The following is a 25,381-nucleotide window of genomic DNA, read 5'->3' on the forward strand; positions in this document are numbered from 1 at the left end:
TCGAAAATACCTTCCGATGATGCTCGATGTAACAAATAAAAATATTTTGTTGCTAGGCGGCGGGAAGGCAAGTGCAGAAAAATTGAGAACCCTTTCTCAACTCGGGAAACGGATAACAGCCATTTCTCCCGATTTCATTGAGGAGTTTCATTCCTTAGATTGGATTGATTTTGTTTACCGCAAGTATCAATACGGAGACCTAAAAGGATTTGATGTGGTCTACTCAGGAGTAAACGATAGAGATGTAGAACTAGAAATTTTAAAAGAAGCTAAAGAGAGAAATGTTCTAATTAATTTTATCGACAAGGTGGAAGACTCTCTTTTTATTTCTGCATCGACTTTGATACAGGATAATTTCAGTATTTTTATATCAACGTATGGTCGTGCACCCGGTGGAGCCAAATTGATTCGACAGGAGTTAGAGGCTAAGATAGATTTGCTAAATTTGAATCTAAAAGTAGGGGATATGGCAAGAGAAAGAGAGCAGAGGAAAATCAATTCTAAATTTTGAATTAAGAATTAATAATGTGCTAGTTTATCAAAAGAAAATCAAATAGAATTGAATGCAAGTAACTATACCATTTGAGGCTAATACAGTTTATCTGATCGGGGCAGGCTCAGGCGATGTTAAATATCTTACCCTTGAGGCTGATGCAATTCTTTCCCAAGCAGAAATTATTCTTTATGATTCAAAGCTTGATTCGTTAAAAGAGTATTATCCTCAAGCAATTTGGGAAGCTGTCGGAAAGAAAAGAGGATTTCATGAGAAAAAGCAAAGTGAAATCAATGAACTTTTACTAAAATATGCTCTAGAAAAAAAAAGAGTTGTCCGACTCAAAGGAGGAGATGTTAGTTTCTTTGCTCGTAGTTCAGAAGAAATTCAAATACTACAAAAACATGGAATTCAAATAAAACTTGTGATGGGAATCTCAAGTCCACAGCTCTTAGCCGAAGCGTTAGGCGAATCCCTTACACACCGTGATCTAACACGAAGCATTTCCTACTATAGTGGTTACTGGGATAAAACAATTCCGCGAGTAAGTCTACCTAATACAGATGCTCATATCATTTTTATGGGACTAGGGGAAATTGAAGCTATCGTCACACTTCTCCTCGACTCCGGCAAATCACCCGAAACCTCCTTTATTGCTGCAAGCAACTTAGGCAGACCCAGTCAGCGGATACTCAAGACTATTCTCTCGAAAGCAATCGAGGAAGTGCGAAATTCTAATCTAGAAAGTCCTACACTTCTTGCCATTGGATTGAATCATGTTTGAGGGAAATTAGGTTGGTTGCTTTACAAAGAATCGAACTGGCAGAATTTATTGTTCAATGCAGTAAATTCTACTAAGTGTAGAGCAAGATTGCGTTGAATATGTCATCCATCCACTTCCTGTATAGCTAGAATATCCAGCTATCCCATTTACTCCAGAACTTGAGCTAGACCAGGCATTGCACTCCATAGCATAGTTTAATTTATCGCCAAACCATGTGTAACCTCCATTCGAAGCGGAGTCAATCGATGAACTCAAGGTGAACTGAGTCGGATATGGACTTACATCAACAGCTGAATTGATAAGACCTCCTGCCAAATTTATATAACTTGCATAGCTGTCATAATTGCCTTTAAAAACTCCATAGCTATCTCTTAATATTGCTTTGTATGTTTTTGATGAATCCGGTCGTTTTGTATCCGAATTGCACTTAGCATCTGCACCTGCAATTCCCCCCATCTTTCCATTGTAAAGAGTTTGAGTTGTAAATATTCTTCTATCCAAATTTATTTTTGATATTACGATATAATAGGAGTATGTTGAATATGAACTTGTATAACAAGAAAGCGAGTTTGTTGATGAACTCAATGTATAAGCTTTAAATTGTTCAGTCAATTCTATGCCTTCGACAAAACATTTAGCTGTAGAAGCAATTGAAAATTTAATTATTTTTATAAAAAACGTTTCTGTTTTTTCGGGTTTAAACGAATAATAATCATAGTCATAATCTTTTGTCTGTCCATCTATAACATAAAGTGAATACTTCGAATCGTAGGGAACCACATTTGCATTTTCTTTTGAGTCGTTTGGTTCAATGCTTTTATATTCGCATTTAGTATCAGTTGAAGCGGATGCACATTGAGGAACTGCGGGTGTAGGTGGCTTTATAAATGAGGATAACACGGAGTATTTACACAAGTCATTGTTTCCCAAAAGTGGAATCAGTGGATCAGAAGAATTCAGCAAGAACATGAGTGTGCAGTTCGTTGTATCTTTTTTTTCTTCCATGTCTATGCTACTTACTCCTGCTCCAAGAAAGCAGTTTGCGGATAAGAGTAATATTGAAATTGATAAAAGCAGTTGATTAATCATGTATGTATTCATTTTTTCATCCTAATTACATGTAGCTGTCACACCACCGGACGAATAGCAGGCACTACGAGCTGTCATCCCAAGGTCTTGAACTATTCCATTCCTAGATAGAATACAATGACATCTATCAACAGGTGGGCTTGATGGTTGAGAAGGTGAACTCGGCGCATTATTTGTATTAGCCGATGAACTCCCACCACATGTATTATCTACCCAGGCTTGTTGCATAGAGCAATCAACTCCGCTTCCTTGACAAAAAGATAAGGTCGTTCGTGCATTTTCGCATTCACTTGGTCCGGATGATTGATTTCCGCCTCCATCTGAATTATAAGCTGGTTGAGGTTGACTCCTTCGTCTTTCCGCCTGACGTCTCCGAGTTTCCTGTTCAGAAGATACAATGTCATTGTATGCTTTGTTCATACCTGCTACCTTGTTTTCTTGCGAAGCTTCATAATTTCTAATCTCAGTAACAGTTTTATTCTTCCAAGTGTTAGGAATCGTCGAACGGTAATTATCCTCTTCTATTACCCTAGATGCCGCTCTTACCTCGGAAGAATAACTCGCGTTATTCGCAAAACTGGAATAGCCCATAATGCTATCGATTTCATCACTTATATTTGAGAATGATTTTTCAAATTCATCTACATTTTTGGTTAGATACTTAGTCACTACATCACTGGAACATTTTCTTGCTGCCTTTTGATTCTTTATGTTTGCTTTATGACATTTAAAAATAGCATCCACTGATTTTTCTGTATTGCACATGATTTTATCTTCGAGATCATTAGAATTTCTGCATTCAATCTCTCTCGGACATTTCGTAACGCAATTTAAAATCTGCATTGGACTGGTAAAGGATCGATCTTCCCAGCAACCATCAATACAACTCAAACCTGTTTTCATTTTCCTGACAGCATTATAGATATGATTGGTAATCGTATCAGCTTGTAAAAAGCTAAATACAATTAAGAATGTTAGAAAGATAAAGATATTTCTTTTCATAAAATTATTCTCCTAGTGAATTTTCCTCTGCCGCTTTTTGATAGCTATGTCTAAGAATTGCTTTTCTCGCAACGACTTTGGCTTGTTCTTTTAGTTGCGAATCATTGCTATTAACCACAACATAAGCGGCTAACTCAGATGCTTTTTGATAGTTTTTTGAATCGAAATTTTCTTGTGCCGAGCGTAGAACACTTGCATAATCTACTTTCGTATAGGAATTGCTTCTTTTGTTTGCTTCTTCTACACTAGCATTTTTTTCATCTCGTTCGAGTTTGGAATACATATCATCATCAAAGATGTCAATTCCAAGCCATCCCAAGACTAAGTCTAAGTCTTCTCCGAAATTATAATGAAATTGGATTCCTATTAAACAAGAAATTGTAAAACCAATTCTCCCATAAAGATAGGGAGGATAGTCCCACCCAGTTTTAAATCTTTTTCTTCGATAAAAAGAAGGATCTTCTTCGGAAGGATCAAACCAATGTTCTATCTTACCTTCTCTATTGCGGGGAAATCCATTTATGAATGTGCCAGTCCCAATTCCCATAGTATAATCCGTTGTGCGAGTATTGGTATTAAATTCTCCTCCTCTTAATCCAAAAGAACCAGCTTCGTTTCCTGAATAATAAGAAGTATAATGAAGTCCAAAAGAAGATCCGCTTATATCCATTTTAAATCCTATCGCAGGGTAAATTAAATTTACAGAAAAAACATCTGCTGCATCTCTAGCACGATCTTTCGCATAGCTTTTAAGAGAAGTGGAGCAATTTGTGATAAAAAGTGGAAGGATAAATAGCCAAAATACCAAAATTTTTGGATGAAATTTTAACATAATTAGCGAACTGTCTTTCAACGAACCCCTGAACTGTAAACTTCTCCACCAATTGCGCTTCTCCTGAAGCCAATTATAAATCTCTCTCATATAAAAACCTTACTTTAGTTTGGTGAATTGACAAATGGCTAATCTTCATTACCCGTTGCATTGTAGTTCCAAACTCATACTCACAGTGTATAACCACAAAAATCGCTTTGTCAATCGTCAAGATTGATGAGATTCAGTGTTTTTTCGGGCTTTTTTCCTTAAAAATCTCATCAATATTGATGAAAGGCAGGCGATTTTACTTGAAAAGGTGGGTTAGAATTTTCGAATGACGTTAGGATATCTCTGAAAATAGAAAAAGTAATTATGTGTTGTAAGAAAAGGAATTGATAGTAGCAATATGAACTTTCAAAATAAGGGAAATAAGAAAAATTTTACTATTGTCGAAGATAATGAAAACTTCAGAAATACTCTTACAGGATTACTGAAAATAAGACCTGATGTGGGTCGAATCATAGAGTTCTCGTCGGCGGAAGAAGCTTTACATTCGGAATCATTATTAATTTCTGGATTTCTCATTGTGGACTATCGACTTGGCAAGGGAATGGATGGAATCTCTTTTTTAGGAGAAGAAAGCGTTAAGAGCTTACAAATTCCAAAGCTCATTCTCACTGGATACAATGCAGAGTCCAAGATATTTGATGCTTTAAAGCATGGTGCCACGGGATATATGTTTAAAGAAGATATTTATTCTTTAGGACAGATTTTAGAAATTTTACTTTCTGGTGGAGCCTATATATCGCCGACTATTGCTGTAATTGTTGCCAATTTTTTTAAAAGTGAAAGCAATCTACTTGAACATCAAAAGGCACTTACTGAAAGAGAAGAAGAAATTCTTCGAGAAATTGCTAGCGGATACTCTCCTGCTGAAATCGCAGAAAGGTTATCTCTTAGTCTCACCACGATTAGAACTCACATTCGAAACATTTATAAAAAGTTAGAAGTAAATAATCAGATTCAACTTCTGAAGAAAGCGAATGAAAGCCAATATTGAAAAATATATTCATTGGATAAGAAATCTTACTCTAAAGTTTCTGAAAAAATATTTTTCCTACGATTCACATATAAGTGCTTTTTTCCTTGAGCAGTATCAGAGAGGACTAAGAGTCTTTTTTATGGTGGGGGTGGTCAGTTATTCAGCCTATGCCATTTTTGACTATATGCAGGGTTTTTATCTTTTGCTTATTCTTCGCTTAATTATAATTATCCTTTGCATACTTCCTATTCTAGTTTATTTAAAAAAACTCGGATTTGCAAAGATGAAATATATTAGTAATCTATGCCTTTACTTGATATTAATCTTGGAAATGGAAACCCAAATGCAAGCCACAGATGTTCCATTTTTTCATTCTTCTACATGGTTTGTAGATATACTGATCATTCTCATTCATGCACTGTATTTTCAGGGAACTCCAAAGCAGTATTCTCTTTATTGGTTAACACTCATTCTGTATTATTGTTCACGCTCATTTTTGAAAGTCGATAGAGAAATTAATCCTGTAATAATAAATGTTTGGATGTATCACTTTGAAGCATGGTTGTTTGGATCTGTTTTTAATTTCTGGTGGTTCAAAATTCGTTACGAGAGAACACTTGCAGATATTCGCTTAAAAGAAGAATACGAGAAAAGAATTTCGATCGAAAAAGAGCTTTCAAGAATAAAGGAAAGGGAGGCAATATTTGCAGATATTCATGATAGTCTTGGAGGTAAGCTATTGGATTTGTCACTTCAATTAAATAATCTGGAAACAGAAATGCAAATACCCTTACAATTCAAGTCCAAAATTGACAAGACACTCTCGGAAGTGTTAAAGGGACTTCGCAATAGGCTACTTGTTTATGATGATATCCAAAAAATCGAAAAGAATTTTTCGGAAGGGCTTGAATTATTCTTAGTTAGAAGGTATTCTCTTGCAGATAGAAAAATTCAGCTTTCCTTTGCTCCTTTTTTTTGTGATAATTCAATCCCAAAAGAAAAGGTTCCCTTGTTAATAAATGTCATTACCGAGTTGGTAAACAATGATTTAAAGTATGGTTTTGGAGTTTCTAAATGGTCTATCAACTCAAATCAGAAATTCTTATCTTTTCACATGCTAGCCAATACTAACTGGAACTCATTACTCAATCAAACAAGAAATGGGCACCTTACTATACGAAAGAGAATAGATATATTAAATGCAGTTTTTATGGAGGAGGTAAATGGTTCGCTATACAGTTTTTACCTTTCTATTCCGACTAATGATGATTAGCCTTTAAAAATTATTTTTCTTTCGGTGTAATCAAATCTTCTACTATTTCGCCAAGACCAGAGGCTTTAACAATATCAAATAAAAACTTGGTGTAGTTTATATGCTTGTGAAGTCTTTCGATATCAAGACGAAGATTTAATCTTTTTGCATGAAGCAAGAGTTCTATTTCATCTAAACTCATGTCTTTTGGATCTTTGGAAAGAAATTCTTCGCTTCCATGAAATGGATTAAAGGGAATGTTTGATTTCATTTTAGACGATTTTCTTGATAAGGACAGCTAGTAGAATAAAGGATAATATCATTATACCAGAACCAAGACTCAAGGCAGTGGATATATGATCACCGTTAAAATACTTTAATAATGCAAAATAACTCGCCATTACAATTAAAATGCTTCCAACTATTTTCAAAAAAAGGACATATAAAATCGCAATTGTAATTATAAAACCAAATTGGATTTTCTTCTGAATTGTTTTTTGAATGTAGAGAAATAATAATTCGAAGTAAGATACAAAGTGCTCAACTAAACTGAGCACTTGATTTAAGAGTGTATCTTTTTTTTCTTCTTGCTCTTCTACTTGAGCTTGAGACGCTTTTTTCTTTCTTGCCAAATTATTCTTTTCTGCGCGCTAAAAGCCCAACGAGAACACCAACACCAACACCAATACCTATTCCGATTAACGTTGCTTTTTGAGGATTTTTTGTGATATACTCACCAACGTTATCAATAACTTGTTTTGCTTTAACTCCAGCTTCATCGCCGAAGTGTTTAATCTTTTCTGAAATATCTGAGACTTGTTCCAAGTAGTTTTCCCTCGCTCTTTTTTTTATATTCTCTGATTCTTTACTCAATATTTTGAATTCTGTTGCTAATTTTTCCTGTGCTTCCATGAATTCTATTTAAAAAATAAGTTAATTGCTTGCAATAAATTTTTGAAAAATAAAATAGAACTACAGCTTGTTTATTCTCGGGGGGCACTATGAAAACTTTCAAATTCATGTTTCTTTTCTTTTCTTTTCTTTTTGTTGATTTGTTATTCGCCAATTCAGTTTATGTTCAGAGTCCGATTGCTAAGCTATTAGCAGAGCCGAACGTTGCTAGTGCTGGCAAACCTTTAAAAGCAGGGGATGCACTTCAGCAAATTGGTGAGCAGGATATGTTTCTAAAAGTAAAATCTGGAAACGATACAGGTTGGGTTATGAAGCTATATGTTTCCAAAATTCCTCCATCTGCAAAGGTAAGTAATTCAGGAAATCAGGACAAATCAGGAGCCATTCAATCTAGAGCAAGAGCATCAACTTTTACAGAAACAGCTTCTGCTCGTGGCTTATCTGAATCTAAAAAATTAAGAACTCGTGGTAACGCTGATGAGTATGACTTTGAGTCATTAGATTGGTTAGACAAAATTAAAGTAAAGCAAGAAGATATTGATAAATATAAAGAAGAATAATTTAGGTAGCATCTTAATTTGGTGCAACATTTTATGAATAAAGTTTTTACATTCACATTAATAGTCACTTTTTTCTTGAATCTGTCATGCAAGTCGAATCAGAAAACAGAAGAGAAGCCGGAACCACCTAAGCAAGTTTATAAAGAAATAAAAATTGGCAGGGCACTTGCTGCAAAGTTTATAAAAAAATACGGACTTGTCCAAGATGCTGGTCAGACTAAGTATTTAAATTTCATCGGCGGTAAAATTGCTGAGCTTTCTCCAAGACAAGAGTTAAATTTTAAGTTTGGAATTTTAAATACGCAAGAAGTAAATGCATTTGCCTGTCCGGGTGGTTATATATTTATTACTAAAGGTGCTCTTAGTTTAATTGAGAATGAAGCAGAACTAGTTGGTGTTCTTGCGCATGAAGTGTCTCATGTATCTTTATTTCATTCAGGAAAGTATGAAGCGAAAGAAGAAATATGGATAGATCTTGTCGCATCAATGCTTTCGCCAGGAGGAGATATGGTGTCGACAATGATGGAAGCGGCATCGAAAGAATTAGAAGAGAGCATGCTCGAAAACGGAAGACAAAAAGAATTCGAAACACAAGCAGATTCTTCGGCTACGATTTTAATTTCACAGTTAGGTTATGATATTGGGGCTTATATCGATTATCTTAAAAAAATGAAATCAGCACAGGATAATCAAGTCTTTGTAAAGACACATCCTCCTGTAGATGATCGAATCAATTCAATGCAGAAATTTATTTCTGATCAAAAGTTGCCAAAGTCAGGAAAAACAAATGCTAAGCGCTATCGTCAAAATATTCCAAAAGCATAGACTTGAAAAAAAATACTATAAGGGTTAATTCATTGTTTACAAGAAAAATTTCAATCATTCTATTTTTAGTTTCAGCTTCCGTATTACGTGCAGATTCTTATCACAATATTAATGGCTTTTTTGGAGAGAAGGCAGCAGGGCTTGGTGGTGCATACACTGCAATATCCGATGATCCTTCCGGTGCCTACTATAATCCTGCTGGTTTAACTTTTGCTTATGACAATTCGATTTCTCTTTCTGCTAGTAATATTACTCGAACAAGTAAAACTTACGAGAACGTAATTGGTCCCGGTCAAGGTTATTCTAGAAATTCCCAAAATTACATTCCTAATTTCTTTGGTATAGTCAAAGAGGTTGGTAAATACAAAGTTGCCTTTTCAATCGTCAATACGTTAAACGAAACCTTTAATCGAAACGATCAAGTAGTTAATCCCTTGTATTACCCGTCCGTAAGAAGCTTACGATCTTATAACATAGAATCATACAATCAAATCCAAACTGGATTAAGTATAGCTAGATCAATTACTGAAAAACTTTCATTAGGGGCTACGCTTTATTATACGCTTGATACAGCCAATGCAACAAATACCGCTTTAGTGCAAGGTGTGGATAAAGGCTTCAATGCAATTACAGGAGTGGATAATAGAAAGACTGCTGGTATCTTGCCGATACTTGGAATCATGTATATGCCTAGTAATAAAGTTTCACTCGGGTTGTCGTTAAGACATCAATTTGTTACTGCTGGAAATAGATTGACAAATGGATTTGTTACATCTTCAGGCATTGATTCGACAGGAATTATATTTAGTGAGGGAACGGATCGAAAAAATGCTGGAAGTATTGGCACAACACCATTTGTTTCTGGAGCGTTAAATGGTCGTATACCGGAGACAACTGAAGTTAGAACTGGTATTGCAGTTTTCCCAACGAAAAAATTTATGGCAGCTTTTGACACGATATATACATCTGGATTTAGTCGCAACTCTAATCAAAATGATATTTTTTTATTCGGTGGATCTAAAAACCAATATATAATAAAAGATTCTGATGTTCAGGAACTTAAACGTTATACGACATGGAATTTTGCTCTTGGTTTAGAATACTTTTTAACTGACAATTTTTCTCTTCGCGGTGGAGTATTTACTAATAATGCAAACTCAAAAAATATCAACTGGCTAAAGACTGCAGTGGAGTCAGCGAATCGAAGTGTGAGCGATTCAGAAGTGATTGCACAAACGCCAAATGGAACAGTAAACTACCAATTATCATCTCTTAGAACTCCAGTTCGAAATGAATATGTGAACTTAATTGGATATTCGTTGGGATTCTCTTGGTCAACTTCTCGCGCATCTCTTGGTCTTACTATTGTGAGAGAATCAGGAAGAGGTGGATCTCAATTAGATTCCAATAGACCATCTCAGTCTATGCTATATGACAGCACTGCAGTTTATGTGACTGTAAGTTCTAAGAATAACTAATTTGCGTCAAATACCTGTTTTCCGTAAATTGGTATTTGAATAAAATGCATGAATGGCTTAACAGAATTAGAAATTCAATCGCAAATAGAAGATAAAATACCAAAGTGGAATTTTATCGGAAAGGATTTGTGTCGGGAATTTAGCTTTAATTCCTATTTGAATTCTATTGAATTTGTAAACGCAATAGGGTTGGTTTCAGAGGCAATCAATCATCATCCAGTCATTCAAATTTCTTGGGGAAAAGTCATTGTTGAGGTTCATACTCATTCTATTGGTGGGATTGGACCTTTGGACTTTGAACTTGCTTCTAAACTAGATGTGTTCTATCTACTTCATCACGATATTTAAGAAATTAGGGGAGTATTAAAAACTTTTCATCTAGTCAAAAAATTGCTTGCTGAATTTGAATATTTCTGTATAACTATTCGACTTATGTTAAAGAACCCAAAAAGCTCCGCCTTCTTAATTCTATCTAGTTCAAATTTAAATTCTACAGAAATCAGCAATACTCTTAAAATTCAGCCTGATTTTTTCAATACAACGGAAGAGAATGGATCATCTAAGACCATTTGGCAGTTAAACTCTAATCTCTCACCCGATGATGATATCGAATCACATATCGTTGCACTGTTAAAAAAAATAGCTCCCGTGCGCGCCGAGTTTAAAGAACTGAATGAAGAGCATATCGCAACGCTCTATTGCTCAATTGAGTATTCCGATGAATCAAAAAAATCTTTGCAGCTTAGTTCTAGATCATTGACTTTAATTGGGAATTTAGGGGTAAATATGGAGGTTACTCAATGGGATAATCACAAATTGAGTGGGGCGGGTATCTCAATCATTTGAAATTTTAATAATCCTATCAAATTCAAATCTTCTCAGATAGCGAGTTAAACTTTCGGGAGCATTTGCAATGGTCATATGCCTCCCATGTGTAATTAACTCGCGCGCGAAAACCAAGAGTAATGTGATAAACTTAGGCGTAATATAGGCAGGGTTTTCCAAAGTCAAAACCACATCAAATCTAGTGCTAAGAAATAAGACATTAAAAATTGCCTCGGCTTCTTCTTCTACAGATTCATCAATAGTTTCAAAAAGGCATTGTATAATCACTGCCGTATCGGATTTTTGTTTTATAAAGAAATGCTTGAAGCGATTATTCAATGAATCAACTCCTTTCCTCTCAATTACTAAAATATCGATCCCACTACTTATTTGCAATCCGTTCTTTTTTTCAGGCGAATGGTTTTTTAGAAATTGATACGCCCACTCTAAAGCCACTTCCGGGAATGGAGCCTTATTTAGATCCAATGTCCGTTCATTCCCCGCACGAAGAAACGGAAGGCTTCTTAATTACCTCGCCTGAATACTCTTTAAAGCAAACTCTTTCCTTGGGACTCGAAAAGATTTATGAAATTGCTCATTGTTTCAGATCGGGTGAAAAAGGAGTTCTCCACACAAAAGAATTCTTAATGTTAGAGTTTTATCAAACTGGAATTTCAGAGATGGAATTGATGGATGTTTGTATCTCTTTATTCGAATATTTGCAAACTCATTTTAAAGACTTCGGGTTTAAAAAAGAAAGTTGTTTAAAAGTTAGAATGGAGGATCTGTTTTTCGAAAAAACTGGTCGATCCTTTTCACTAGAAGATATAATAACTACTTTACAAGAAAAATTTCCAGACGCAAATTACGAATACGAATCTATGTATTATGAAGATTTGTTTTTTTTGGTATTTCTAAACTTCATTGAAAACAATCTCCCGAAGGGCTTTCCTGTGTTTATTTATGATTATCCGCAAGAGTTGGCAGCTCTTGCGAAAGTAGAAAATGAAAGAGCAAAACGCTTTGAAATCTATTGGAATGGAGTAGAGCTTGGAAACGCTTTCTTCGAATTAACCGCTGTAGAAGATCAGATTCATCGTTTTAAAGAAGAACAAGTCAAGCGATTAGAACTCGGTAAAGAAGCCTTTGAATTAGATACTGATTTTATTGATTCATTGAAGCGTGGATTACCTTCCTGTTCCGGTATCGCTATGGGACTTGATCGGTTACTTATGATTATCCTGAATCAAGAAAATTTAAAATTTATAAGCCCATACTTTAGGAATAATTATGAATTGTAAACACGTTCGGCAAGCTCAGTGCAGGTTTTTAATGGTGAATGGAATAAGAAACGGCTTGACTCATGAGTATATGGAATTAAACATTCAAAAGGAAAGAATTTAAAAAATGAAATTGAAAAATAGAGTAGTAGTAATTTTTTTAGCCTTCCTTAGTCTTTACCTTGGAATTTCCTGTTCCCTGCTTACGGCTAATACAAAGAAGCCGTCGCAAGGCAATACACTTGAAGCAAATACACAGACTCCACTCGAAAAAATTGCCGAGACTCTTACTAAGAAAATTACAACTCCAAATGCTCGCTTGATTGTATTGACCTTTACTACAACAGAGGGCAAAGAGCATAAGCTAGGGAGCCTATTTGCAGAGAAGCTTACTACTGACCTGGTTCGCAGGGAAAGCGTTGTAGTTCTAGATAGACTTTTGTTTGCCAAGCAAATCCAAGCGCATCAGTTGACTCTAAGCTCTGGAAGTGATTTGTCCGAGATGAAAAAAATTGGCGAACTTTTAGGATTACATGCAATTGTTACAGGAATGATTACCAGTTTTAACAATGGCTATGGTCTAAACTGTAGAATCATTGATCCCAAGACTGGATTTATTCTTGCAGCCGAGGAAGCTTTTTATGCAGGAGAGTGAGAATAATTTTGAATTTTGAATTCTAAATGTTGAATGGTAGGAAAGTAGATTTCTGCTTTTCTCGTCGTTGTAGCATTGGATTATTGTATAAAAATATGAAGAAATCAAAAATATTATTCCGACTAGTCTTTAAATCTCAGATTTTATTTTTTTGTTTTTTCTCTTCAGCAATTTTTGCCTTTGATGTAGATCCTGTTGGTAAGAATGTCAAGGAAGGGGTAGAGCGATATAAGGCGCAAAATTATCAAGGTTCACTTGATAGTTTTAATCAAGCTGAGTCCCAAGGAAAAGAAGAAGATAGACTTTATTTTAACAAAGGCACAAGCTATTACAAGTTAAATGATTACAAACTTGCCTTGAAATACTTTGAAAAATCAGCGACATCAGAGGACAAAGACTTAAAGCTCCGTTCCCTATACAATAAGGGAAATACATACGCAAAGTTAGGCGACAAAAAAAACGCAATCAAATCGTATATGGATGCGTTAAGCGCTAACCCTGATTTTTTGCCTGCTAGAAAAAATCTAGAAATGCTGACAAGAAAAGACAACAAAGATAAGCAAAATCAGAAACAGGATAATAAAGACGATAATTCAGAGAACGAAGAAAAAAAAGAAAATCAACCTGACAAAAAGAATTCTCCGTCTAAAGATAAAAAAGACAATCAGTCCAGTCAAAAGCAAGAGCAGCAGGAAAATGGAGAGGACAAAATAAAAGAGTCCAATAAGCCAATTACAAAAGAAGAAGCGGAACGAATTTTGGAATCAGCAAAACAAAATAAAATCAACAGAAAAAAAATGAATGAACGACCACAGGAGAGAAATGAAGTATTTTGGTAGTATAATAGTCTTTCTTTTTTTAACCGGTAGCATTTTGGCTAACCCAAAAGTTTATTTAAACAAGAATACAATATTAAAAGGGGAGCCTCTCGAACTCAGGATCGAAATTGGTGGCTCTGATCCAGAAGTCTCTCTCTCTAAAAATGTTTTTTCTGAAAACGGGGTTACTGCCGAGTATGTGGGACTTGAAGATAATACGACAATCATTAATTCAAAAGTAACTCATAAGAAGATTGTAAAATTCAGAGTTGTTAGTTCCAAATCTGGAAATCTAACCACACCAAAAATCATTTTATCTATCGACCAACAGCCATTTACCGCTGAGTCTCTGGCGTTTACAGTTAAACCTGAAAAGTATTCCCCGAAGCCTCGCACAATGGATCCGATCTTTGATCAATTCTTTACAGGAAATTTTCCGGGATTTCAAGAACGCGCCTACGTGAATCCAAGTGATGATGATATTAAAATTGGATTTTATACAAACCGCCCGCGCATATATATAGGGGAAACGATGGTCGGAAGTTTTACTTTATACTATCGAAATTTAGAACGTCCCAATTTTGAGCGCAACGAACAAGAGCCTCTTGAATTTCCTTTCTTTACAACTGAGCACCTACCCAACGTAAATATTTCTTTGCCTCCGCGGGCAACACTTGATGGAACGGAATACAATATTACTCCCTACAATCGAGAGATTTATGCATTGACTCCACTCAAGAAGGGTAAATACGCATTAGGCGCAGCTAAGTTTAGTGTGGAAGGCAATCCGCTTTCGTATTTTTCTCCACTAGTGAAGGAGTCTTTCAAAAAAACAGTAGAGGTTTTAGATTTACCTTCTCCTCGTCCCAAAAATTTTTCAGGAGAAGTTGGCGAATACAAAGTAAAAATTCTTATGGATGCAAAAGAAACATCAGTGGGAACTCCTATATCTTTTTCCGTTCAAATCGCTGGGCAGGGGACAGGTGTTTTATTTAAAGACCCACTTCAAAATTTTTGCAAGGATAATACATGTAAGGCGGAGATTACTTTCTTAGATGAGGCAAAGACTAAGAAGTTTGCAAAGCTTAAGAATGGAGAATACGGATTTGAATCGGAAGGAATTTTTAGATACAGTCTTTTTCCTAGAGAGAAAGGCAAATTAAATTTAGGCGAATTAGAAATTGTCTTTTTTAATCCAAACTCCGAACAATATGAAACAAGCTCTTCTTCCTTCCCGGAAATCAATGTGAAAGATGCGCCGATTTTTTCTCCCAAAGCAATTCCATCTATATCGAGTATAAATTTTAAACTCTGGATTTTTTACATTGTCATTTCTGGATTTGTAGGTTTTATTTTTTATTTATTACGAGCAGAAATTTTCGCTTACTCGAAGACACTTCTTTTGAAAATTCCATTCGATAAAACTGGAATGAATTCGGAAATTGTGAAGCTTGATAAAGCAATCGGAAATAAAAAAGGTGCTTTACTAAAAGTGTTTTTGCAAGAAAAAGGTCTTAATAGGACAAAAGTGGAAGAACTTGTCCGGTTAAAATCGAAGTCTGGCAATCTGAAGCTGGCTGAAATTTACGCTAAGTCAGATGCCCAGCACAAAGAATTAATTTTAAATTTAACAAAAGAGATATTAAAGGAGAATAAATTAATATGAGTGAGTCAGGTAAAATATCAGTTCAAACGGAGAATATTTTTCCCATCATTAAGAAGTGGCTTTATTCTGAGAAAGATATTTTCCTCAGAGAGCTAGTTTCCAATGCGACAGACGCAATATCAAAGCTAAAAAAGATTGCTTTGACAGAGGAGTTTGAAGGTGGCACTGATTATAAAATTGCGGTAACCTTCGATAAAGAAGCTCGCACATTGTCCATTGAAGACAACGGTCTGGGAATGAGTGGCGAAGAAATTAAAAAATACATCAACCAGATTGCGTTCAGTGGTGCAGAAGAATTTGCTAAGAAATATGAATCTGCGGATAACAAAGCAGGCATCATTGGACATTTTGGTTTGGGATTTTATTCTTCGTTTATGGTTTCTACAAAAGTAGTAATCGAATCCAAATCTTACAAGAGCGGCGAACAAGCAGTTAAATGGGAAAGTGAATCTGGAACTGATTTCCAACTTTCTACGATTGACAGAGCTGAGCGGGGAACAAAGATTACCCTCCACTTAGATCCCGATTCTGGTGAATACTTAGACAAATGGAAACTAAAAGAATTAATCAAGAAGTATTGCGATTTCCTTCAAGTTCCAATTACCGTTGAAACAGAAGAGGCTAACAAAAGAAAGGCGCTGTGGTCTGAGTCTCCTTCCTCTCTCAAGAAAGAAGACTATGTAGAATTCTACAATTATCTATTTCCGTTTTCGGGCGAGCCACATTTCTGGGTGCATCTCAATGTTGACTTTCCATTCCGCTTACAGGGAATTTTATACTTTCCAAAATTAAAACATGAACTAGATGTTTCCAAAAATGGGATCAAGCTTTATTGCAATCACGTTTTCGTAAGTGATGAGGCAAATGATCTGGTTCCTCAATTCCTAACAGTTTTAAAAGGAACCATTGATATTCCAGATTTACCGCTTAACGTATCAAGATCTTATTTACAAACAGATCCATTGGTTAAAAAAATCTCTGCTCATATTATTAAGAAGATTGCTGACAGGCTAACAGAAGATTTCCGCAAGGATCGAACTACTTTCGAAGGCAACTGGGACGAAATCGCTCTATTTGTAAAATACGGAATCATCAGCGATGAAAAATTCTATGATGCTGCGAAGTCTTGCGTTTTATTTAAGTCGTCTAATGGTAATTATACCACATTAGATGAATACCTAGAAAGAAACAAAGAAAAGAATGAGAATAAAGTCTATTATGCGCCAGAAGTAGAAGCATCTTCTTCTATAATGGAGCTATTCAAATCAAGTGGGCTTGAAGCAGTTTTAGTTGATACTAGAATTGACTCCCATTTCATTCAATACTTAGAAGGAAAAAATGCAGAGGTTCGTTTTCAGAGAGTAGATGCAGAAATCACAGATCAAGTGATTGATAAAACTACAAAGACTGAAATTGTAGATGAGAACAACAAGACCGAAGCAAACCGAATTCAAGAATTCTTTGCATCTGCAATTGGAAGGGATGGGCTTGAAATTAAAGTTGAATCTTTGAAATCAGGTGATGTGCCAGCCGTTATCATTCTGCCTGAGCATATGCGTCGTATTTCCGAAATGAATCTTGGAATGAATCATGATAAAGGTGCTCTGCTCAAGATGCATACACTTCTTATCAATGCAAATTCCAAACTTGTCAAGAACGCGCTTCGATTCAACGAAGGGGTTAATCCTGATAAGGCGAAACTCATAGCACAGCATGTATATGATCTCGCTTTAATTTCTTCTAAAGTAATGAATGAAGCAGACATGGGGAATTTCCTTAAACGATCAAGCCAAATTCTAGAAGATTTGACAAACTAAAATTAATCTTTAAAAACCCGATAGATTCAATCTATCGGGTTTTTTTATGCGAAAGGAAAAAATGAAAGCTATCATATGCACAAAATACGGCTCACCAGAAGTGCTTCAACTCAGAGAAGTTGAAAAACCAATTCCCAAAGACAATGAAATTCTAATCAAGATTAAAGCCACAGCCGTAAACTCTGGCGACTATCGCATTCGTAAGGCTGATCCATTTGCAGTAAGATTCTTCTTTGGTTTAACGAAGCCTAAAAATATCTTAGGCGGAGTTCTGTCTGGTGAAGTAGAAAGCATTGGGAAAGACGTTAAGCGATTTAAACTTGGAGATGAAGTGTTCGGCTCGACTGGAATGAGTTTTGGTGCTTACGCGGAATACAAGTGTTTGCCTGAAAATGCTACTATAGCAATTAAGCCAAATTCATTTTCTCATGAAGAGGCGGCAGTGATTCCATTTGGAGGAAATACTGCCCTGTTTTTTATTAAAAAAGCAAAGATTACAAAGGGACAAAAAGTTCTAATTTACGGAGCCTCTGGTGCAGTTGGCACTGCTGCTATTCAATTAGCGAAAGTTTTTGGTGCACACGTAACTGGAGTTTGTAGTGGTGCTAATATTGATTTGGTGAAATCGTTAGGAGCCGATACAGTCATCGATTATACAAAAGAAGATTTTACTCGAAATGGTATGGCGTATGACGTCATTTTTGATACTGTAAATAAAATTTCATTTTCGCAATATTTAAAAGCACTAACTGAAAAAGGAATTCTCATCTTAGCATCGGCTGGAATTTCCGAAATGCTACAAGGCGCATGGACATCGATGACTAGTAGCAGAAAAGTAATCACTGGAGTGATTAGTGAAAATACGGAAGATATGATTTTTATTAAACAACTTATGGAAGAAGGAAAAATAAAATCAGTCTTAGATAGAACTTATAACTTAGAGCAAATAGCCGAAGCGCATGCCTATGTAGAAGAGGGGCACAAAAAAGGCAACGTTGCTATCAAAGTATAAAGGCTTATTGACTTGCCTCTTCGTAAGCTCTTTTAATTTTTTCTATTTCTTGTTCTTTATTATTAACCCAATCCAAAAGCCAAATTCTATAAAACTTCCAACCAAGTGAGGCTAATTGCTGTTCTCTCAAACGGTCTCGCTCTTTAGCAGTTGGGCTTGATGCATAGTATTCTCCATCGCATTCAATGGCCAATACATATTCGCTTTTTGTTGGATGCTTTGCGACCATATCAATTCTATATTGAGAAAATCCAAATTTAGATACCAAAGGAATTCCGTTTCGCTCCAACGTATCGAATATTTCTTGTTCCAATGGGTTTAATGCATCTGTTTCGTTTGATGCTTGCGGTTTACCACCGTAATTCGCATAGTTCAAATAGAGTTTTAGTAAGCGAACGCCTTCAGAGTTTGATCTCTCTAAATCAATATCCGTATCTTTAAAAGAAGATACTATCGTCATACGTTGTCTTGCGCGTGTGATAGCTACGTTCAATCGTCGTTCGCCGCCCTGATGAGTTAAGGGTCCAAAGTTATGCGGCAAATTTCCATTTTCCTCTTTTACATAGCCTATAGATAAAATGATAGCATCTCTTTCATCTCCCTGAACTTGCTCAATATTCTTAATAAAAAAATGATCTGTAATTTCTTCATTAAAGAACGGTTCTAAATCAGGTTTTTCTTTGAGTGCGGACTCTAGCGCTGACTCAATTTTTTGGGCGTGGGAAATACCCATTGTAATTACGCCTAACGTCTCTTTTGGGCGAGTAGTTGCGTGGTTTAATACCAATTCAATGACTCTTGCTACTTCCATGTCTTCGCTTTCGTCCGAGGTCTGTCCTAAAGTAAAAGGAACCAATACATGTGAAATCACACGGGTATTTTTCGGACTTGGGAATGTAATTAACTTGTTTAGATAAATGGTTTCATTGGAAAATGCGATCAGCTCTTCCGAGCGACTGCGATAGTGCCATAGCAATTGTCTTTCGTTTAGAAAGCTAGCTGTTCGATTCAGTAGACTTTCGAATCCTTTTGTGTGAGACACTTCTTCGCTTTCATCTTCTTCTAGATTTGCCTTAAAAAAATCAGTTGGCGGCAACTGCTTTGTATCCCCTGCGACAACGATTTGTTTGCTTCTCATAATTGCCGGAATAGAATCTGCAGGTATAATCTGACTTGCTTCGTCAAAGATTACAACATCAAAGTATTGCTTCTTAGCATCTATCAACTGGCTAATGGATAACGGACTCGCCATCCAGCAAGGACGAAGACTTGTTAAAACATTTGGAGTTTCGGGTAGTAATTTGCGAAGGGATAGTCTTGCTGATTTTTTATTTGTTTCTGCTCTGACTAAATTTTCCTCATCACCGTGCTGGCTCATTTGCTGCATGACCCATCTCGCATGACGGTAGTGGAGTCTATCCTTTGTTAGCTCCAGTCTCTTTTTATCTAAGTCCTGGAATTCACTTACTAATTCGCTCTGTGTTTTTCCGTGAAATATTTTTAACTTAGCATCTTCTCTATACGCATCTTCTAAGCAGGAATGAAGCCATGCATACTCAAATTGCCTTACCCAAACACTCGGATCGGATTTGCTCTGTTTGATTTCTATTAGGAAAGACATCGCATTACGCGCGTTAAACTCTTTCTCGATTTCTTTTACACTGCCGAAAGACATTGCCTGTGAGTCCTGGTTGAGGTCTCTAAAGATTCCCGAAATCTCATCGAGGGAAAGTCTATCGATTTGATTTTGATTGATCTTTGATTTTGTGAGTTGAATTTCTTTTTGCAGTTCAGAAAAATATGTATTGATGCTTCGCCAATCTCTTACTGGTTCTGGATATACAGTAGCCCGATGCTGGGCTTTCCATTCTCGCAACAGTCCACTGATTGTTTCTATTTCTTGAAAAAATTCTAAATCAGAAGAGGGGAGTGGACTTCGAGAATTTCGAATGGACTCATAATTTTTCCAAAACTCAGTCGTTGCAATTTTTGTAAAAAATTCATTGTCCCGCAAAAGCTTAATGGTTTTTTTCTCAGGAAAAGGATTCGTTGGAAAAAGCTCTTGCCATTGTTTTACTTGAAGTAGAATCTTTTTTATTTCACTGAGTAATTCTTCGCGAGAAACGTCATGGGAAATACGCAACTTTTTCAAAGAGTCCATTGCGTTCTTTAACTCATTGTCGAAGAAATTGGAAAACCATTTTTTAGATTCAGCAGATTCTAAGATTTCAATATATTTTTGTAAATCTTCTGCGTATATTTTTTCTGAATACTTATCTACTGTGCGGCTAATGTCTGTTAATAGATTGATTTTTTTGTTTATAAGAATAGGCGTTGTTTCATTAGAAATATACAATTGTTTTAAATAGCCGAGTCCTAAATTAAAATCGTTTTCTTCTTTAAATGCCTCTTTGATTTGTAAGAAATATTTTAAATCTACTTTGAATATTTCAGGATTGTCAGTGTATAGATCATACATTGAGTTGACTCTTTCCATTAAATGAATCATACCTTCAATTTCTTTGAAATTTTTAGACTCATTGAGACCATAAGCGGAAAGTTTTGAAAACTCTTGTTCGAGCAATTGGAGTTGTTTAAATATTTTGTTTACAGAATTAAATAATACTGTCGCATCTTCCACAGTGGAGATACTCGTTGTTTGCCACGGAGAAGCTTTTGAATCCAAAAATAGAGCGGCTAAACTAGGTTTGTGCAACTCTTCAAGTTTCCCTTTAGGCTATCTACAATATCAGGCGTTAGTTTTTCTAATTCTGTTCCTGTAAACTTGGTTTGGCTTTTTTCTTCATTGGAAAAATTTAAAAGTAAAGATTGGATTTCATAAACACTTTTATTTGAAGGAGTTCTTTTCTTATGAAATTGTTCTGCATGAGCATTTAACTCTCTGCGTTTTTTTGCGAATTGCTTATGCGTGTCGCCTACATCTACGTTTCTTGGATTGCGAATCAAATCTAAGCTTTCTTTGAATTGATCTAATACCATCTTGCGAGAAATTCCCGTTCCGTGTAAATCTAATAGCAGATGACCAAGTTTCTTTTGATCTAAGCGTCGCTTTACAACTTCTAGTGCAGCTTTTTTTTCTGCGACAAACAAAACTTTTTTGCCATTAGCCACAAGTGTTACAATTAGATTTGCAATCGTTTGACTTTTGCCGGTGCCCGGTGGACCTTGAATGGTGCAGTTCTCACCTCTTAATACAGCTTGAATTACACTTTGCTGGCTGGAGTCGCAATCAAAAACAATGAAGTCATCTTCTGGAGGAATTAAATCAAATTTTTTGGGGTCAACGTCACTTGTATTTTCTTTTAACTTTCGAATCGCAAGCTCGTTACCTGCCATCGCAAAAACTAACTCATTGTTATTGTTAGGATTTTCCTTTTGGAATTTAATATCCTCTACCATTGACATCTTCTGAAATGAGAAGTTACTGAGTATTAGCTGCTTTTCTACTTTAAGAGTAGGAACTTTTTTCTTTGTTAAAGTTTTTAGTCTTTGAGAAATCGCTTCGATATCAGGAATAGTCTCTTCGGAATTTTCTACGCCTTCTTCGTTCAGCAATTGCTCAGGGGCAAGTCGGATATTATGCGCTTTCTCTAAGTAAGCGAGTAAGACTGGATTAATGATAGACTCACCGTTATGGGAAAGATAAATTTTGCTTTTATTGTCAATTGCGATTGGAATTAAAAGTAGGGGAGCCTTGGGCGGAATACCGCCGTCATCCTCTTGCCATGATACGAAGCCGTAGGCTAATAGTAATGTGTCGATACCTCTTTCTTCTAAATTCTGCTTGGATCGTTTATGAATGATTTTTATTTTTCTATAAATTTCAGCGTTATTGTCTTTTAAAGACAGCAAATCATTAATCGAAATCTTATCCCCATTAAAAAAATCTATTAAGACTTGTTCGTTGTATTTTAGAAGTTCTAAAGTTCCTACTTTTAAATCGCGGTAATAAAGTAAATTGTTACGGCGCGATAAATCCGTCAGTTCTTGTATCCACTGCTCGCAGGCTTTTTCAATCATTGTCTGTGCGTAATTCATAAATGCAGCGATTTCCTAGAAATTCTTTAACCTTTCAATTCCAAATTTTTTCTGGATTTTTGCATCGATTTCTTTCAAAGTCGATTTATCTAAAACTATCTCAGAGCCATTCTCTGTTTGTAAACTCAAAAACTTTCCTTCGCCTGATTCAAAAGAACTTCCTTCATTTAGAGCAGCGTCTAATTCTCGAATGGATTTGAGTGGTTTTCCATTGATGGTTTTGATTATCTCAAAGCTCAAAGAATGATAGCCATTGTTTGAATCATCTGGCAAGACTTGAACTAGAAGCACATAACGACCGGTATCCCCTTTCTTGTTCATACGGTAGTAGTCGTTTAAATATAGCAATTTCTTGTCAATTCTAGAGCGCCAACTTGTGCCAAACTCTTTCATCAAAAACTCAGAAAGTTCTGCAAAGATAAATCCGCCCTTGATTAAGTATTCAGGCTCTTTGCCTTCATTGTTCATGTATGGGATTTTTACAGATTTGTATGGAAATGCTTTTAGGGGAATGGAAATGGTTTCTTCTTTTTTGTTTCGCAGAATTTTAACTGGAATTTTGCTTCCCATTTTAAAGCCAAATTCTTCTCCAGAGTGAGCGAGAAAGGATATGTATTGTTTGCCGTAGACTGGATGTTTGAAGTATCCCTGTGAATCAATTTTCATTCCACCATATTCGAGGATAATGTCATTTAACTGCAAGTATTTATCTGCAGAGGAGTAGGGGATTACTTCTGCAACTAAGACGCCGTCTGTTTTTTTGTCGAGTCCAAAGTATTCCTTTGTCGTTTCATCGGGGATTGGTCTAAAACGAAATCCTTTAAAAGGAAAAACTGTTCCTTTTGTTTTTTCAAATTTTTGTTTGATAAAGGTGTTGATTACAAAACTAGGAATTGCCTTGCCGGAATTTTTAGAAGCGGTAAATCTGTATAATACTCCAACGGCTTTGTCGTTATCTAAAATCAACTCGCCGTTTCCATCTAACTTCTCGTTTGAGTTTACATGCAGGTAGGGTAATTCAGTATAACCCATTGGATAATTTTCCATGTCAATCCCGGTCAATCGTCCCTTTGAATTCTGAATCGAACCGGAATTATCTAACTGTAAAATCGAAACAGGTTTAAACGGCTCTATTTTTGTTTCGAATTGAATTGGGACTAAGTCTTTAAAAAAATCAGGATCGGAAACTTCCAAAACACTTAGGTTAGATTCATAGTCCATCTTGATTACAGTTGCTGGCACCGAGGTATAAGAAGAAAACTTTTTAACTTCAATAGAAGTATAATAATCAATCAAGGAGGTAAACACAAGTATCCGCTTGTTTGCCAGAACGACTCCGACGGCTCCGCTAGTCTGAGGCTTTTTCGGCTGCCAGGGAAATAAAAAATTAGGCGACTGCGTTGTGATTTTGACCTGCACTACTGTGTTTTTGAATTTATCTTCAATCGTCTCAAGAGAGAATAAAGAAGAGTATGCGCTCAAAAAAAAGATGAAAGTAATGAGCAGTTTTGATTTCATTTATTTCCTACCTTGTAAACAGTTTGCACTTCTTTGTCTGCTTTTTCGATGTCTTCTTTTTTGAGAATCAGAGGAACATCTACATCTCTAAATTTGATTTTCACGAAGGAATAGTCTTTTTTTGCTACAATTTCTTTGAAGTGTTTGATGTTTTGAATTCTTATATCATTCACTGACTCTACTACCATGTTTAGAAAATAATCCGAGTTTGTATTGATTGGGTGAGCGAGCTTGCGATACAAAATAACGTCAGATTCCACATCTTTGCAAAGATCATCATCTATAAAGTAAAAGAAGCGGTAAAGGAATTGACTTCCGCCCTGCGTTTCATTGTTTTTATTCCACTCTTGGAGTAAGTCTCTAGAAATTGGTTGAAATACAAGTCCGCCTAATACGAAGTAGTCGAAGGGCTCATCGTATTTGTGTCGCATATAAGTAAATTCATCCATTCGTTTTGCAGGGAAGTTAACAGTGATTTGCTGCCCGTCTCTAAAAACTCGAAACGAAATTTGTTCGTTTGAATGCTTATTGTCTACAATCTCAACAAAATCAATGCGTGCATCTTTATCGAGAACGATGGTTCCATTTCGTCCAATCGGGAGTCCGTCAATTTCAAGAAGCAAATCATTCTTCTTTAAAAATCCTTCTGCACTTCCTCCTTTTAATACTTTGGTGACAAAGACTCCATTTAGATCTTTTGGAATTTTTCGAAATTCTCTCAGGGTATTATTAAACGAATTTAAAGTTCGAACGCCTAACTCTACGTAGCCGTCATACTTTCCGTCTTCAATGTCTTTTAAAAAATATTTTATAACAGTAGTAGGTATCAGATAACCGATATTTTCCCCTCGGCTCGCAACTTGAAAGGCAACTCCGACAACTTTGTTATCCTGTATAGCAGGTCCGCCCGAATTACCGGGATTAATCGCTGCATCGACTTGAATCACGAGATGGCTGTCAACTTCCGAGTGGGCGTAAGTAGATTGCTCTTTTCTTGAAACAATTCCGCGGCTAACAGAGATTTTGTCCCCGCCAATCGGGTAGCCAACTACTGTGATAGAAGAATTTAGATCAGGAATTGCGCCTAGTTCAAAAGAAGTGGAGTCTTCATAGAAGGATTCGTCTTTTGCTTTTAATAAAGCTAGATCGCAGTCGTGGGCAACAAATAGAATTTCTACTTCATACCAAGTTGTTTGGTTGTATCGTTGGACTTGAATGTATTTTGCATTTGAGATGACATGAGCGTTTGTCATGATTTTATTTTTATCAATGATGAAACCTGTTCCACCACTTGCACGCACACCCGTTGTGAGCCAAGGGGAAAAAGCATCGAGCCCCTGTGAATAAGTGCGAATCTGAACAACACCTTTTCGAACTTTATCAAAGTCAGAGATTTGCTGACTCAAAATAGAAGCGATTGGTAGGAACAAAAACAGGAAAGTTAGAATGTATTTCATAAATTTAAAGTTTTCTCATTTGG

Annotated in this window: 26 protein-coding genes; 15 read left to right on the forward strand and 11 right to left on the reverse strand. The window is 36.0% G+C overall.

The features are described 5' to 3' along the window. Positions 1-16 precede the first annotated feature (16 nt). Both IPH52_07185 and IPH52_07190 read left to right on the forward strand, forming a co-directional pair. The gene (locus tag IPH52_07185; GenBank protein MBK7054828.1) at positions 17-511 is read left to right on the forward strand and encodes a hypothetical protein; all 495 of its coding nucleotides are present in this window, start codon (positions 17-19) and stop codon (positions 509-511) included. A 52-nt stretch (positions 512-563) separates the two neighbouring features. Then, a complete protein-coding gene (locus tag IPH52_07190) occupies positions 564-1,277 on the forward strand; it encodes a hypothetical protein (GenBank protein MBK7054829.1) in 714 nt (237 codons plus the stop codon). A 45-nt stretch (positions 1,278-1,322) separates the two neighbouring features. Here the strand turns inward: IPH52_07190 and IPH52_07195 are convergent, their stop codons facing one another. The 3 genes from IPH52_07195 to IPH52_07205 are packed head-to-tail and all read right to left on the reverse strand — an operon-like array spanning position 1,323 to position 4,200. Beyond that, positions 1,323-2,378: a DUF1554 domain-containing protein gene (locus tag IPH52_07195; GenBank protein ID MBK7054830.1), complete on the reverse strand. Its 1,056-nt coding sequence runs from the start codon at positions 2,376-2,378 to the stop codon at positions 1,323-1,325. Between the two features lie 9 nt (positions 2,379-2,387). Next, positions 2,388-3,368 (reverse strand): hypothetical protein, encoded by a 981-nt coding sequence (locus tag IPH52_07200; protein MBK7054831.1) that lies wholly within the window; start codon positions 3,366-3,368, stop codon positions 2,388-2,390. 4 nt (positions 3,369-3,372) lie between these two features. Next, a complete protein-coding gene (locus IPH52_07205; GenBank protein MBK7054832.1) occupies positions 3,373-4,200 on the reverse strand; it encodes a hypothetical protein in 828 nt (275 codons plus the stop codon). Between the two features lie 388 nt (positions 4,201-4,588). Between IPH52_07205 and IPH52_07210 the strand changes: the two genes are divergently transcribed. Next, positions 4,589-5,242 (forward strand): response regulator transcription factor, encoded by a 654-nt coding sequence (locus IPH52_07210; GenBank protein MBK7054833.1) that lies wholly within the window; start codon positions 4,589-4,591, stop codon positions 5,240-5,242. Next, the gene (locus IPH52_07215) at positions 5,226-6,497 is read left to right on the forward strand and encodes a hypothetical protein (protein MBK7054834.1); all 1,272 of its coding nucleotides are present in this window, start codon (positions 5,226-5,228) and stop codon (positions 6,495-6,497) included. The genes IPH52_07210 and IPH52_07215 overlap by 17 nt, the downstream gene beginning before the upstream one ends. A 10-nt stretch (positions 6,498-6,507) precedes the next feature. Here the strand turns inward: IPH52_07215 and IPH52_07220 are convergent, their stop codons facing one another. From IPH52_07220 to IPH52_07230, 3 genes are read right to left on the reverse strand one after another with little or no spacing between them, the layout of a single operon-like run. Continuing rightward, positions 6,508-6,747, reverse strand: a complete 240-nt coding sequence (locus tag IPH52_07220; protein ID MBK7054835.1) for a hypothetical protein — start codon at positions 6,745-6,747, stop codon at positions 6,508-6,510. Position 6,748: 1 nt separating this feature from the next. Next, the gene (locus IPH52_07225) at positions 6,749-7,108 is read right to left on the reverse strand and encodes a hypothetical protein (GenBank protein MBK7054836.1); all 360 of its coding nucleotides are present in this window, start codon (positions 7,106-7,108) and stop codon (positions 6,749-6,751) included. Between the two features lies 1 nt (position 7,109). After that, positions 7,110-7,388, reverse strand: coding sequence for a DUF883 family protein (locus IPH52_07230; protein ID MBK7054837.1), 279 nt, complete (start codon positions 7,386-7,388; stop codon positions 7,110-7,112). Positions 7,389-7,477: 89 nt separating this feature from the next. Between IPH52_07230 and IPH52_07235 the strand changes: the two genes are divergently transcribed. From IPH52_07235 to IPH52_07255, 5 genes are all read left to right on the forward strand, one after another. Further along, positions 7,478-7,948 (forward strand): hypothetical protein, encoded by a 471-nt coding sequence (locus tag IPH52_07235; GenBank protein ID MBK7054838.1) that lies wholly within the window; start codon positions 7,478-7,480, stop codon positions 7,946-7,948. A gap of 33 nt (positions 7,949-7,981) precedes the next feature. Next, the gene (locus tag IPH52_07240; protein MBK7054839.1) at positions 7,982-8,773 is read left to right on the forward strand and encodes a M48 family metalloprotease; all 792 of its coding nucleotides are present in this window, start codon (positions 7,982-7,984) and stop codon (positions 8,771-8,773) included. Between the two features lie 32 nt (positions 8,774-8,805). Beyond that, entirely contained in the window at positions 8,806-10,251 is a 1,446-nt protein-coding gene (locus tag IPH52_07245; protein MBK7054840.1) for an outer membrane protein transport protein, read from the forward strand. A gap of 48 nt (positions 10,252-10,299) precedes the next feature. After that, a complete protein-coding gene (locus tag IPH52_07250) occupies positions 10,300-10,599 on the forward strand; it encodes a 4a-hydroxytetrahydrobiopterin dehydratase (protein ID MBK7054841.1) in 300 nt (99 codons plus the stop codon). Positions 10,600-10,683: 84 nt separating this feature from the next. Then, the gene (locus IPH52_07255; GenBank protein ID MBK7054842.1) at positions 10,684-11,097 is read left to right on the forward strand and encodes a DUF4279 domain-containing protein; all 414 of its coding nucleotides are present in this window, start codon (positions 10,684-10,686) and stop codon (positions 11,095-11,097) included. Here the strand turns inward: IPH52_07255 and IPH52_07260 are convergent. Then, on the reverse strand, positions 11,086-11,415 hold the full coding sequence (locus IPH52_07260; protein ID MBK7054843.1) for a hypothetical protein: 330 nt from the start codon (positions 11,413-11,415) through the stop codon (positions 11,086-11,088). The two genes, IPH52_07255 and IPH52_07260, sit on opposite strands and share 12 nt — an antisense overlap. On the opposite strand from IPH52_07260, the gene IPH52_07265 reads away from it, so the two are divergent. The 6 genes from IPH52_07265 (at position 11,415) to IPH52_07290 (ending at position 18,324) form a co-directional block, all read left to right on the forward strand. Continuing rightward, positions 11,415-12,377, forward strand: coding sequence for an elongation factor P--(R)-beta-lysine ligase (locus IPH52_07265; GenBank protein ID MBK7054844.1), 963 nt, complete (start codon positions 11,415-11,417; stop codon positions 12,375-12,377). The two genes, IPH52_07260 and IPH52_07265, sit on opposite strands and share 1 nt — an antisense overlap. Before the next feature lie 106 nt (positions 12,378-12,483). Continuing rightward, positions 12,484-13,011 (forward strand): curli production assembly/transport component CsgG domain protein, encoded by a 528-nt coding sequence (locus IPH52_07270; GenBank protein ID MBK7054845.1) that lies wholly within the window; start codon positions 12,484-12,486, stop codon positions 13,009-13,011. A 95-nt stretch (positions 13,012-13,106) separates the two neighbouring features. After that, complete coding sequence (locus IPH52_07275; GenBank protein ID MBK7054846.1) at positions 13,107-13,850, forward strand: tetratricopeptide repeat protein; 744 nt, start codon at positions 13,107-13,109, stop codon at positions 13,848-13,850. Further along, positions 13,834-15,495 carry a BatD family protein gene (locus tag IPH52_07280; GenBank protein ID MBK7054847.1) on the forward strand — a complete coding sequence of 554 codons (1,662 nt, stop codon included), beginning with the start codon at positions 13,834-13,836 and terminating at the stop codon, positions 15,493-15,495. Before IPH52_07275 ends, IPH52_07280 begins: the two co-directional genes overlap by 17 nt. Continuing rightward, positions 15,492-17,312 carry a molecular chaperone HtpG gene (htpG, locus tag IPH52_07285; protein ID MBK7054848.1) on the forward strand — a complete coding sequence of 607 codons (1,821 nt, stop codon included), beginning with the start codon at positions 15,492-15,494 and terminating at the stop codon, positions 17,310-17,312. The genes IPH52_07280 and htpG overlap by 4 nt, the downstream gene beginning before the upstream one ends. A 61-nt stretch (positions 17,313-17,373) precedes the next feature. Then, a complete protein-coding gene (locus IPH52_07290; GenBank protein MBK7054849.1) occupies positions 17,374-18,324 on the forward strand; it encodes an NAD(P)-dependent alcohol dehydrogenase in 951 nt (316 codons plus the stop codon). A gap of 4 nt (positions 18,325-18,328) precedes the next feature. On the opposite strand, the gene IPH52_07295 is transcribed toward IPH52_07290, so the two are convergent. Genes IPH52_07295 through IPH52_07310 form a run of 4 tightly spaced genes read right to left on the reverse strand, consistent with a single transcriptional unit; the run spans position 18,329 to position 25,358 of the window. After that, complete coding sequence (locus IPH52_07295) at positions 18,329-21,040, reverse strand: hypothetical protein (GenBank protein MBK7054850.1); 2,712 nt, start codon at positions 21,038-21,040, stop codon at positions 18,329-18,331. Next, the gene (locus IPH52_07300; protein ID MBK7054851.1) at positions 21,022-22,383 is read right to left on the reverse strand and encodes a DUF4011 domain-containing protein; all 1,362 of its coding nucleotides are present in this window, start codon (positions 22,381-22,383) and stop codon (positions 21,022-21,024) included. The genes IPH52_07295 and IPH52_07300 overlap by 19 nt, the downstream gene beginning before the upstream one ends. A 15-nt stretch (positions 22,384-22,398) precedes the next feature. Next, entirely contained in the window at positions 22,399-23,901 is a 1,503-nt protein-coding gene (locus IPH52_07305) for a serine protease (GenBank protein ID MBK7054852.1), read from the reverse strand. Continuing rightward, entirely contained in the window at positions 23,898-25,358 is a 1,461-nt protein-coding gene (locus IPH52_07310; protein MBK7054853.1) for a trypsin-like peptidase domain-containing protein, read from the reverse strand. The genes IPH52_07305 and IPH52_07310 overlap by 4 nt, the downstream gene beginning before the upstream one ends. Positions 25,359-25,381: the final 23 nt, after the last annotated feature.

The organism is Leptospiraceae bacterium (assembly GCA_016708435.1).
Classification (GTDB): domain Bacteria; phylum Spirochaetota; class Leptospiria; order Leptospirales; family Leptospiraceae; genus UBA2033.